Origin of the sequence: Prevotella sp. P4-119, assembly GCF_002251345.1 — a bacterium.
Classification (GTDB): domain Bacteria; phylum Bacteroidota; class Bacteroidia; order Bacteroidales; family Bacteroidaceae; genus Prevotella.
The window spans coordinates 79,736-92,505 of record NZ_NPJB01000085.1; the positions used below are offsets into that span (position 1 = coordinate 79,736).

5 protein-coding genes are annotated in these 12,770 nt (G+C 52.8%); 1 reads left to right on the forward strand and 4 read right to left on the reverse strand.

Annotated features, from left to right (window positions below):
* Positions 1-32: 32 nt before the first annotated feature.
* A complete protein-coding gene (locus CIK89_RS10810) occupies positions 33-1,004 on the reverse strand; it encodes a lipoate protein ligase C-terminal domain-containing protein (RefSeq protein WP_094391381.1) in 972 nt (323 codons plus the stop codon).
* Between the two features lie 73 nt (positions 1,005-1,077).
* A complete protein-coding gene (gene nadB / locus CIK89_RS10815) occupies positions 1,078-2,664 on the reverse strand; it encodes an L-aspartate oxidase (RefSeq protein WP_094391382.1) in 1,587 nt (528 codons plus the stop codon).
* Positions 2,665-2,756: 92 nt separating this feature from the next.
* Here nadB and dacB point away from each other — a divergent pair, with 92 nt between their 5' ends.
* Positions 2,757-3,974: a D-alanyl-D-alanine carboxypeptidase/D-alanyl-D-alanine-endopeptidase gene (gene dacB / locus CIK89_RS10820; protein WP_094391383.1), complete on the forward strand. Its 1,218-nt coding sequence runs from the start codon at positions 2,757-2,759 to the stop codon at positions 3,972-3,974.
* Between the two features lie 796 nt (positions 3,975-4,770).
* Here dacB and sprA read toward each other — a convergent pair.
* Both sprA and ruvA read right to left on the reverse strand, forming a co-directional pair.
* Positions 4,771-12,084, reverse strand: coding sequence for a cell surface protein SprA (gene sprA, locus CIK89_RS10825; RefSeq protein WP_371593459.1), 7,314 nt, complete (start codon positions 12,082-12,084; stop codon positions 4,771-4,773).
* Positions 12,085-12,133: 49 nt separating this feature from the next.
* The gene (gene ruvA / locus CIK89_RS10830; RefSeq protein WP_094391385.1) at positions 12,134-12,736 is read right to left on the reverse strand and encodes a Holliday junction branch migration protein RuvA; all 603 of its coding nucleotides are present in this window, start codon (positions 12,734-12,736) and stop codon (positions 12,134-12,136) included.
* Between the last annotated feature and the right edge of the window lie 34 nt (positions 12,737-12,770).

The window sequence follows — 12,770 nt, forward strand, 5'->3', positions numbered from 1 at the left end:
ATATTGTTGTTATTGGGTTTTTAGTATTTTGCTCAACCTGCCAGTAGGTTGACGAAGTCCTCTTTCTCAAGGTTGTAGATGATGTCGTCTATCCGGTCAGGGAGAATACATCTGATAGACTCTCTGGTAAGCGGAACACCCCGCAGTTTTTTGAGCAGTCCGTTGTCGAGATCGCCGATGAGGAAGTAGTCCCCCATCAGGTTGACATCGTGTATGACATTATGTCGCATATCGATTCTCACCTCAAATTCTCCTACGCCCTCTATCCTCTTGTGCTTCACCACGGTGTAGCGTGGGTTGTTGCCGTAGATGAAATCGTCGGTGAGATATTCCTCTTCGATATGTTCTATCTCTTCAATCTCTTTCTCTCCGAGGCAATAGGTCTCGTCGCAGAAGTGCTTGATGGCAAACTCTCTGAGTTCGTCAACATTGAGAGTGATATGGTTTTTGAGCAAGTCAATGCGCTGGCGTACGCTCTCCACCCCCTTTGAGATTAGTTTCAATTCTCCCGGTGTGATAGCCCCCACCATGTTGACGATATCTGTATCGTAGAGCAGGGTGCTATGCAGGATACTCCGGCCCGGTATGCGATAGAATGCGCTGCCCGACAGTTTTCTGTTGCCCAGCATCACATCGTTGCGCCCATTGGCTTTGGCATCGACGCCCAACCGATGGAGCATCGTGACCAGCATGCCCATATACTTGTTGAAGGTGAATCCCACCCCTTCGTCGTCGGTGATATACGACAGCATCAGGTTGTTCATATCGGCATACACACAACCCCCACCGCTCTTACGGCGGTAGGTCTGTATGTTATGGCGGCGACAGAAATCAAGGTTCACCTCGTTGTCGATCAACTGGTTTCTGCCGAATATCACGGTGGGCTCCACCTGCCAGATAAAGAAGCAGTCGGCAGCCTTCAGGTGTCTGGCCACGTATTCTTCCATAGCCAGATAGAAGGTCAGTCTCCTTGTCTTATTGTCGGGCAGTGCGATGTGCAGCATGTCTTAGCATTCTTAGTTAGTAATCAGAGGCAAATGTAGCAAGAAATTTTGAATACTGCAAATTATTTGCATATTATTTCTTGTCGTAGGCATGCAACGGATAGTCGGTGGTATAGTGGAGACCTCTGCACTCCTTGCGTTCCAACGCCCATCGTGTGATGAGATATCCCACATTGATCATGTTGCGCAGTTCGCAGATGTCCCTACTTGCCTTGACGCGCTTGAAGAGCCGTTCGGTTTCCTCATAGAGCATGTCGAGTCGGTCCCATGCCCGGTGCAGGCGCAGGTCAGAGCGCACGATGCCCACATAGTTGGACATGATCTGCGTCACTTCCTTGACCGATTGCGTGATGAGCACTTTCTCTTCGTTGGTCATAGTGCCCTCGTCGTTCCACTCCGGCACATTGGTATTATAGTCGTATTCGTCGATATGCTGCAGCGAGTGTCTGGCAGCGGCATCGGCATAGACCACCGCCTCGATGAGCGAGTTGCTTGCCAGTCGGTTGCCGCCGTGCAGTCCGGTGCATGAACACTCACCAAGGGCATAGAGCCGTTCAATGCTCGACTGTCCGTTGAGATCTACTTTGATGCCTCCACACATATAGTGTGCTGCAGGGCGCACGGGGATGTAGTCGGTGGTGATGTCGATACCTATCGACAGGCACTTCTGATAGATATTGGGGAAATGGTGGCGCGTCTCTTCTGCGGGCTTATGGGTCACGTCAAGACAGACGTGGTCCAGTCCGTGTATCTTCATCTCCTTGTCTATGGCGCGTGCCACGATGTCACGTGGTGCGAGCGACAGCCTTTCGTCGTATTTCTCCATGAAGGTTTCGCCGTTGGGCAGTTTCAGTATGCCGCCATAGCCTCGCATCGCCTCGGTGATGAGGTAGGCAGGGTGTGTCTCTTTCGGATTATGCAGTACGGTGGGGTGAAACTGCACGAACTCCATATCTGCTACCGTACCTTTGGCGCGATAGACCATGGCGATACCATCGCCAGTGGCTATCACGGGGTTCGACGTGGTGAGATATACCGCTCCGCATCCACCGGTACACATCACGGTGATTTTCGCCAAATAGGTATCTACCTTCTCTGTGTCGGGATTGAGCACGTATGCTCCGTAACACTGGATGTGTGGTGACCGTCGGGTGACGCGCACACCAAGATGATGCTGGGTGATGATCTCCACGGCAAAATGGTGCTCTTTGATATCTATGTTAGGATTGTTGCGCACCGCTTCCATCAGTCCTCGCTGTATCTCCGCACCGGTATCGTCGGCATGGTGGAGAATACGGAATTCAGAGTGGCCTCCCTCGCGGTGCAGGTCAAAGTGCCCGTCTTTCTTGTCGAAATTGACTCCCCAGTTGACGAGTTCTTCAATCTGTGACGGTGCATTACGCACCACTTGTTCCACGGCCTTAGGGTCGGAGATGTAGTCGCCGGCTATCATTGTATCTTCAATGTGCTTTTCAAAGTTATCCACTTTCAGATTAGTGACAGAGGCAACACCACCTTGCGCAAACGAGGTATTGGCCTCGTCGAGCGAACTTTTGCAAATCATACAGACGCGTCCCTTATTGGCACGTGCTATCTTCAGGGCGTAGCTCATACCTGCCACACCTGCACCTATTATGAGATAATCGTACTTATAAACCATAACGTTTCGTTATAATATTGGTGCAAAAATACTAATTTCTTATGGAAAATCGACCATCAAACCATATTATTTTGTAATTTTGCACCCATATTATGAGTAAGATTAAGATTATACTGTTATTATTGTGGGCAGCAGTGGCTGCTTCTGCCCAGGAAACAGAGGAGCCCGATACCTTTCAGGTCGATACCATCGATGTGGCACTGCCATGGCCGCGGAACATCCAGTATCGCCTCGACTCGCTGCTCCGCCACCCTATGTTTGAAACCAGCACTGTGGGTCTGGAGGTCTATGACCTGACAGCCGACTCTATATTATATAAGGTGAACGAGCACCAGATGTTGCGTCCGGCATCGACTATGAAGCTTCTCACCGCCATCACCGCCATCGACAAGTTGGGCGGCTCCTACCAATTTCGCACCCAACTCTATTATACCGGAAAGGTAGAAGACCACACCCTGACGGGCGATCTCTACTGCGTGGGCGGTTTCGATCCGCGTTTCAACATTGACGACATGAATGCCTTCGTGGAGAGTATCCGCTGCATGGGCGTAGACACGATCCGCGGCAGCATCGTGGCAGACCGCAGCATGAAGGATGCCGACCTCTTGGGCGAGGGATGGTGTTGGGACGACGACAATCCGCCGCTGTCGCCACTGACCATCGGTCGCAACACGCAGTTTGTCGATCGCTTCATCCGCCAGCTCGTTGACGACGGAGTGGTGCTCGATGTGCGCATATCCGACGGCACACTGCCCGACAGCGCCTTCCACCTCTGTTCACGTTTCCACAGCATCGACCAGATACTGTTACGCATGATGAAGCAGAGCGACAATTTCTATGCCGAAGCCATGTTCTACCAGTTGGCAGCCCATCAGGGCCACCGCCCTGCGCGCGCCAAGGATGCCGCCGCCATTGTCAAGCGGTTGATTTCCAAGGTAGGACTGGGCCATCGTCCCTACCGCATAGCCGACGGCAGTGGACTATCGCTCTACAACTATCTCTCTGCAGACCTTGAGGTGCGCCTCCTGCGCTATGCCTACCGCAACAGCACGGTCTATCTCCATCTTCTGCCCTCGCTCCCTGTGGCGGGCAGCGATGGCACCTTGCGCAACCGCATGCGCGGCTCGTTTGCCGCCGACAATGTCAAGGCAAAGACCGGAACACTCGAAGGCGTATCGGCACTGGCTGGCTATTGCACCGCTGCCAACGACCATCGCCTGTGTTTCTCCATCATCAACCAAGGTGTCATGCACACCAGCAACGCACGACGATTCCAAGACCGAGTCTGCAATGCACTTTGTGCACCTTGATGATACACAGCGCGATACATACGCGTACACGAAAGACTGTCGTCGGTAAACGACTATTCACGCTGTTGTTCCTCGGTTAGTTGATGAAAGAGAGCGGTGAATCAACAGCACCGCTTTCAGATACAGTTATTTTAGTTTTCAAAAAATTTCGACCACTCGACCACCACGTCAACCTAACACGCAGTGGTTTAGAACTTTAAGTGGTGGTCGAATCCTTAAATTTCGACCACACTTCGACCACCGCTTCGACCACACTTCAACAGCTCTTCAACCACGCGGATTGCCATCTATCAGCATCATAAATCTCTGAACAAGCATATATATCCATGTCTAAGTGGGGTATTTGAGTTTGTCAGCGCTTTTTCAAACCTTGATAATATTTTTGTCAAACGTTAGACAATACCATTGTCAAACGTTGGACAATACCATTGTCAAACGTTAGATAACACCATTGTCAAACGTTGGATAACACCTTTTTCGAACATTGAAAACACCTTTATCAAACGTTGAAAATACCTTTATCAAACATTGGACAGGACCTCTATTAAACGTTATTTCCAAATACCGATCAGTTTTATTTCTGAATGACAATTGTTATTTTTATGGATAGATATGAGCATCGCAGATATGCTTACGCCATTCTGTGGTCGAAGTGTGGTCGTAATCCCATGATTTAGGTTTTCGACCACACCATAAGACACTAACAGATAAAACATTGCAAATATCCGTGGTCGTGTGGTCGAAATTTCTTGAAAACTAAAATAACTGTACGCGAAAGCGGAGTTGCCATTCGCCCTCACCTCGACAGACTGACTTTAAGCGACAGTCCGAAATCGTGGGTAGTGGTTGGATAGCTTGCTGATGACAGCAAGGGGGTGTTGGTCTGCCGATCGTAGTAGGCGCTGAGGGTGAGCAGGCGCGACAAAGTATAGTCTGCCACAAAAGACAGGCGGAGGGCGGTATTGCCGCTGTTGGCGGCACTCGTAGCGGTAGCAATATCGCGAGAGAGGGATGCCTGACGACGCAACGAGAGGTCGAGACGCAACGAGAGGTCGTGGTTGACACCTGTCTTGACACTCTTCTGACTGTCGGGCTGTTGGCGCTGGCTGCGCTGGGCGCGGCTCACCCTACGATTGCCGGCGGTGCCGAAGAGGTTGAAGTCGCTGATGGTATATGCCATGCCTAGCACCCAGTCGTTGGAACGGCTCTCGTTGATCTGCACACTCGTAGTGGATAGGCTGACAATGCGCGTGGTGCGGTATTCGAGTTTCACACTGAGGTCGTTGTGCAGCGACACGTCGATGCCGAGCAATGGCGAGAAAGCTTCGTTCAGACTGACAGTCGGCACACTATAGTCGGCAAGCGTGGCAGCATTGGTGGCGGAGTAGCTGCCTACGGCATAGATGCTCCGATAGGCGTGTGACAGCGTGATGCTCTTGAAATGGTCTGCCACCCATGACAGCGCAGAGAGCCCCGTATAGCGTACGGTCCAATTGGGCAGCATCGATGCCAGCGAGGGGAAGAAGCTGCCACTACCTCCACTGCTGGTATAGGCGGAGAGGAAGGCGGGTATCATGACGGTGGCATGATAGGCATCGGGCACACTACCGTAGGCCGCGGCGGCTCGCTGCCGATAGCCTTCGAGCGACCGACAGAAGCGGCTGAACGAAGCGGAGCGGTATCCGCCTGTGGCACTGCCCGTGGATTCCAGTGCCGACTTGAGCGACAGGGTGGTCATAGAGAATGATCCGCTCAGCGTGGTGGGCATGCCGGAATACATATATTGTATGGTACGCGCACGTGTGTGCGTGCGACTGGCATGGAGGTCGATGCGCAACCCGCGCAGGGGTTCCAGCACGGCGCGCAACTGCAAGTCGGTGGTGTGGTTGGCAGTGGCTGGCGATGCGATGCTATCGACTGTGAGCAGCCATCCGCGGTCGAGGGCTCGACTGACATAGGTATCATCTACCGTGCCGAAGGCGAAGGCGAGACCAGGTGCCATCAGATGGCCGCCTCGCTGTCCGAAAACATCACCTATGGTGGGAAGGAAGCCGGGCACCGACAGCGAGTAGTCGTCTCGATAAGTGAGACTGGCGGAGCGCACCATCATAAGTACCTGGGTGGCTGACTGCAGGGAGCGATACCACCACTGGCGGTCTAAGGGTGGGCGCTCGGCTACCGACAGCAGGATAGTGGCGGTGTCGCGAGAGTCGATGCGCAACTGGCGGCGGTCAAGCAGCTTATAGCGCAGGGGGTAGGTGCGCCCGTCGCGAGTGCGTGCGGTGACAATGAGTCGGCGCGTGGCCTTGTCGTGGGTCACTATGGTAACGGTGTCTGCCGACAGTCTGACTTCGCGTTGCCACGTACCTTGGTTTTTGGGTAGGATGCGCTCTTCTCTGCTCTTCGGCTGCGGCCTCTTTGCCGCAGTTCTGCCACGCACTGTCGGCTGTCTGCCGACAGTCTGCCATTTGGCACGCTGCTGATTGAGGCGGCGCAGAAAGGGCACGTGGTTATAGAGGGTCTCCATATTGAATGTGGCAGAGAGGCTGACCTGTCGGTTGGTGGTGATGGTATGTCCCAGACTGGTACCGTCGTCGAGTTCTGTGCCGCGCAGCCAACTATAGTGGGCGTCGTACTTGGCAGTGCCGGTCACCCAGTCGAAGACGGGCAACAGGCTGAGTGGCCACTGCAGGGTAGCTGAGAAGCGCTGCTGATAGTCGAGCGGTTCGCCAAAGCGGCGGATGCTCTGCCATACCGAGTCTTTCCAGGCCTGATACTGTTCGGGATAGAGGTCTTTGTTGACGGGGGTGTAGGGTTCTTCTATCTGTGCGTGGGTGGCAGACTGGAAATCGAGGTGGAGGCGCTGGGTGAGATCCCAGCGTACGGCAAACTCGCGATTCCACAGAAACTGCTGACTGAAGGTTAGGGGTAGCTGTTGGCCGCCTATGCTCTCCATGTCGCGCTCTTGCAGTTCGTAGTAGTTGCGCAGCATCTCGGTATTGAACGAGATGCTCTGCGGTAGCCAGTTCACTCCTAACTGTCTGGGATATTGCGCCCATTGGGAGCGGCCCTTGATCTTACGGAACGGTACCCAGGGCTTCACCACGGGTTCATAGACATAGTTGAAAGCACCACGCCACTGATCTTCCTTCTCATAGACCGTGGTCTCGCCACTGGTCTGGCGGTGGGAGTGGCTGTAGGAGAACGAGAAATTGGCAGGGTCGTAGGGCATGGGGGCTTTTCTTGAACGGATGCCGACACGCACATTAGACAGCGACAGATTGGTATTGGTGGTGCGGGTGACGGCGATACGCTCGATGGAATCGCGCTCCTGCTTGTTGGCTGCGGCATCGAGTGCCTCGTCGAGGGTCAGGTCAGTATCGAGCGGATTGTATTTCGGACGGGTTTCCTCTTTCGTCACCGAATAGTATAGCGGTGCCGACACCTTGGCTTTGTCGGGGAAGAAGCGTCCCAGTTCGATACTGGCGGTGACTGAATAGGTCTTGTAATCGTCAGTGGAGCGCTGTAACACGCTCTCTTCGAGTCCGCCAAATCCGCTGGTCATCATCCTTCCACTGACATTGACCGTCCCCACATCGGAGAGTTGCATATTCATGGCGCCACTCACAGCCCAGCCTCCATTGTCGTTGAAGTCGCGCAGACGGAGCTCATTGACCCACACCTCTCCCGACTTTTGCGTGCCCGACTTGTTGCGCACACCGATCATCAGCGTTCTGACCTCACCGAGCGACGGATTGCCGAGGATGCTTACCGTGCAACCGGTATGGCTGGCATCGGGCTCTGAGTAGATTTGCGTGAACACAGCCCCACCCTGTGCCCTTGACTTGTTGCGCTGTCGCTTGAGACGGGTAAAGGCGGAGAGGTTGACATCGAGCATATTGGCCTCTGGCCACACAGCCCTGCGATCGTCGATGCTGTATTTGTTGTAGTCGTTGCGATCGGGGGTCAGCGTCAACGGTATCTCGTACTCATAATAGTTGTTTTTATAATCGCTGCCCAACCGCACGAATACTGCCAAATCGCCATGTTGCAAGTCTGTGGCATCATCAATGAGGTGGTTGGCATGGACAAACATCTGCAGATTTCTATAACGGCGCAGGTCGAGCATAGTGTTCTTATAGACCGCCTTCGACTCGGCGGGTGCGAGATTACGCACCACGAGGTTCATCGCCTGCTCGTTGTCTTCCACGAGTTGCGGTTGGGAGGGGTCGGTAACACGACTGATGCCTGGCGGCAAGACATAGTTGACGGGACGCTTGTCGTTGTTTTCCTCAATATTCACCGCACTGACCTCGATGGTTCCTGTAGTCGCGCCATTGGTCAGGGGCTGCTGATAGATGCGCCATTCGCCACGCACCAAATCGAGAGAGCCGAAGCGCAACACCACCGGGCGGCGAAACTGGGTGAGAAACATGCGCATGAAGCGGATGCTGGTGAAGTCGTTGATATTGCCCACCCGCTGGTCATACTGGCTGAGGGGAATGCGAAACTGATACCACCGGACGGTTTCACTCGTTCCGTTGCGCAGCGGCACCGTTGTCTCGCGAATGTCGGTGATATGGTTATATCCCAGGCGCATATCCTCTGGGCGTATGCTGACACGATACTGGTAATAGCGTTCGTATTCGTTGAGCGTATAGTCCTGATTGATATCCTCCACATCGGGCGTGGTCTTATAGCTGGTATCATAGCCTTCGGTCTGACTGTCGGAATCGGGCGAATTGCCTTGCGGCATGTTGATTCGCTTATAGCGTTCAAGGATGGAGGTCTTGCGCTCATCGTAATCGCGACCACGGTAATAGTGGTAGTTGTCGTTTGCGGGATCGGCATGGATGGCGGCACGCACACTGTCATTGACCTGCACACCTTCTAAGAAGCGGACATACGCTGGTTGGGAGCGTTCCTCTTCATCAGTCAGTCCGTTGAGTCCCACATCTTGTTTGAGGCGTGCTCCGGCTGTTGTAGCAAAGGCGTAGGTCTCTGTCGGCTGCTGGGGCACCTTACCCCATGCTGTGCGGATGAACGATCCCTGTCCGTCAACAGGCATATTGCTCTCCGAGAATTTCTTGCCGTCGCGCAAGACGTCCTCACTCACCTCACCAAGATTGATGTAGAGGTCGCCACCGTAATCAGCAGCACCGCCATCGCGGTCGGCATAGATAAAGGGGTCGAGCAACCAAAATTCCACATATTCAATATTGGCGGTTTCGAAATCATTGGTATCCAGGCGGCGCATCATGCCTCCCCATCGCTGTTGCGGATTGCGCAAGTGTCCATCGGCGGTGAGGTCGGTAGTGAGGTTGTAGGCTCCGCGCTCTTCGGGATAATAAGCCAAATCGAGGATGGGCAGCGTGGCTGTCACACCACTGTAAGTGCTCTGCTGACGGTTGGGATAGAGTTCGCTAACATAGACTGATCTCACATAGTGGTTAGACAACTGCTGGAGGTCGCTCTTGATATGGCTGGGGGTGAGCGACGACGAGCGATAGGTGAAGATAGGATCGATATTATACCATGCCAGCAAGGCACGGTTGAAACCACTTGTCACTGAGTCGCGGTCGGCATGTTCGGGAAACATGCTCGGCACGCTCGACATCACCCATGCCTTGGGGTCGCTGACGTCAATGCCGTTTTTGGCATTCTCGAAATCATCAATATACGAGGCATGGCTCTGCGTGCCGCCTGCCTGACCTGCCAAGAGTTGGGCGAACTCGCCAGTGAAAGAGAGTTGTGAGGGTTTTGTGCAATGGAGGAAGGGCAGACGGTTGAGCATATTGGTGAGCCATTGACTCTCCTGTCGCCAGTTGATGTTGAGTCCCCACAACATGTTGCGCAGCGGTTCGCTACCCATAGTCACCTTCGAGGTCAGCGGTTGCTCGGTCAGATACTGTAATGTGCCGCCCAACTGCAATGCCTTACTGACGTCATACTGCCAGTTGAGTCCTAACATGGTTTTGCGCTGCATACCATAGTCGGTATCGCTCTCCAGTGATACATTGACATTGGTGCCGGCATCGATAATGCTCTGGTTGAGAATGGTCACCTCACCCACAGCATAGTCAACACTATAGTCTGATCCTTCAGTCAGTACCACACCGCCGGCAGTCACCACCACCGACCCTTGCGGCACATTATAAGCACCGAGCGAGATGACATTGGCTGACGTTCCCCGATACTGACCGACAAGCATATACTTATTCTTCTCTGCCATCTGCCGTGCTGCCGTTCGGGTGGTGTCATAGAGTTCGGCAAACACATAGCGTTCAGCCTCATCGGCACTGACACCATGAGAGGTGAGATAGCGACGCAAGGTCTGGCCGAAGGGTTCGACTGCTGGCAGGAATACACGGCCGTCGCCGACGGTGTAGTCCTCAACATAATCGAAATAACCATTACTATTGGGGCGATTGTTGTTGTCAAGACGGTCGCATCCCAATACCCGCAACAGGGGAGTATCTTTAACCTGCTGCACGGGGATGTAGTTGAGCCATACACCAGTAGTATCGCTTTGATACTTGATATCGAGACGAAACTTAGTACGCTCCACCTGAGATGCCAGATAATACACATTCTTCATCATCAACCGCCAGTTGGGCTGCATCGGATGGTTGCTGGTATTCTTCAGCGATTTAACGAATATAGCTTCTGAAGAATTGGTGTGGTCGGATGCGAATTCACCCACTTGGTAAACCCGACCGCCTGAGGTATATTCGAAAGCTACGGCAAGCACCTGATCGGGTTGTAAGGTAGTATGGAGCGATATATAGCCAAGGGCACTGTTGACTGTATATTCCGAACTATTGAGCAGACGGGCGGAAGAGAGTTTCTCGTAATCGCTACCGCCCGTAAACTGAGGCACTCCATCAAGCACCGTCGTCGTTTGTTCCGACTGACGTGCTGCGACATAGTCGGTGGTCATGGCTTGATATTCGCCATTGGCGGTATTGGCAGGAACAGAAGAAACGGTTCCGCCACTGCCCCAGCGCGTCGAACGACTCTCACCAAGATCGGCAAGGGCTATGATATTGCGAGTATTGGCGGTAGTACCCGTCTTGTTGGTCACCCACACCTCCACTCTTGTAATTTGGATGCCTGTAGTGAGATTGGGCAACTGTTGCATGGCGGCATCATAGTGTTCACGAAAATACTGGGCAAGGAAGAAGTGACGATTCTCTTCATAATCTGCCACATTGATTTCAAAAGGTGTCAGCTGTACGCCTCCCTTTGATGAGACACTGGTGGTTGATGATTTCTTCTGCGAAAAGACGGTCTGCAGTTTCAACCGTCCAAACTGCATATCGGTACGTACGCCGAAGAGGCTCGATGCACCCTTGATCAGTGAGTTTTGCGAAGGGAAGGTGATATTGCCTGCCTCAATGAGTTTGATGATCTCATCTTCCTTTCCCTCATAACGCAACTTGATATTCTTGGTATCGAAGTCGAAGGTGGCATCGGTGTTGTAGTTGAGGTTCATATTCAACTTATCACCTACCTTTCCCGTCACATTAAGGTTGATCTTCTCGTCAAAGTCTATGGATTTTGTTCGGCGATTGCGTACTGGCAACGACGGATTGTCGATATTCTTGATATTGCCACCCAGTTTCAGTTCTGCCGTTCCCATCATCTTGATGCGCACACCACCGGGACCAAATATCTTGTCGGCTGGACCGAGATCAAAATGCATGTCGGCAAAATCAAACTTGTTTTTCCCCTTGGTTGCCACATTTTCGGCATTCTTCTGGCGAAAGAAGGTGCCCATCCTTCGTTTGAGCGACCACTGTCCATACTCATCAGGGGACATCAGCAGGGGAGTAGTCAGATAGCGCCCTCCCATCTTCTGGCCTACAACATAAGTGTTGGCGGTGTCGTCATAGTCCACCTGGAGCGCAATATTACGCGGCATGCGAAGGTCAAGGGGGATGGTGTCGAGGTCGGCAACAGACCTGGGGGCGGTGCGCTGCGGAGTCCATCGGGGCTTTACCACACTATCGACCACGCTGTCGGCAACAACGGGCAACGGCACCGTCGGTACTTCCAACGGTGCCTGCTTGTGCTGTTGAGCCATGGCAAAAGCACCAATGCTCAGCATCACCATGGCGATATGACCTACCCTAAACGCCAATCGCTTCTTGTTTTGTTTATTTGATTTGTTTTAATGCCAGTTTCACAACCTGCTCCACTGGCGCATCGGGCTGATCCTTCAATATCTGCACCACGACTTTCTGCGTAGGAGCAGGCGAGAATCCCAACATAGTAAGGGCTGCCACTGCTTCGTCTCTGACAGCAGTATCAACAGCGACAGCTACCGATCCGCCAGCAGGCAGTTCGTCGGCAATGCCCAAGGCTACTATCTTATCTTTCAGATCAACAATGATACGTTGGGCAGTTTTCAGTCCGATACCCTTGATGCTCTTGATAAGTCGCTCATCACCGGTGGAGATCGCTGCACACAATTCTGCCACACTCATCGATGACAGCACCATTCGGGCTGTATTTGCCCCCACACCGCTAACAGTAATAAGCAGTTGAAACATCTCGCGCTCCTTCTTACCTGAAAATCCATAGAGCACATAAGCATCTTCGCGGATAGCCTCATAGACATAGAGTTTCACGGTGTTCTTTCCCTGTATCGCACTATACGTGGTGAGCGATATGCTCATGGCATAGCCCACACCGGCAGCCTCAACAGTGGCTGAGGCAGGACTGAGCTCTGCCAGTTCGCCTTTAATATAATCTATCATAACTTATAATTTTGTATTAATACAATAGTTATAA

What these genes read in the sequence shown, in the direction of transcription:
- nadB (WP_094391382.1), bottom strand. Translation starts at nt 2,664, where the DNA reads ATGGTTTATAAGTACGATTATCTCATAATAGGTGCAGGTGTGGCAGGT.
- CIK89_RS10810 (WP_094391381.1), bottom strand. Translation starts at nt 1,004, where the DNA reads ATGCTGCACATCGCACTGCCCGACAATAAGACAAGGAGACTGACCTTC.
- sprA (WP_371593459.1), bottom strand. Translation starts at nt 12,084, where the DNA reads ATGCTGAGCATTGGTGCTTTTGCCATGGCTCAACAGCACAAGCAGGCA.
- ruvA (WP_094391385.1), bottom strand. Translation starts at nt 12,736, where the DNA reads ATGATAGATTATATTAAAGGCGAACTGGCAGAGCTCAGTCCTGCCTCA.
- dacB (WP_094391383.1), top strand. Translation starts at nt 2,757, where the DNA reads ATGAGTAAGATTAAGATTATACTGTTATTATTGTGGGCAGCAGTGGCT.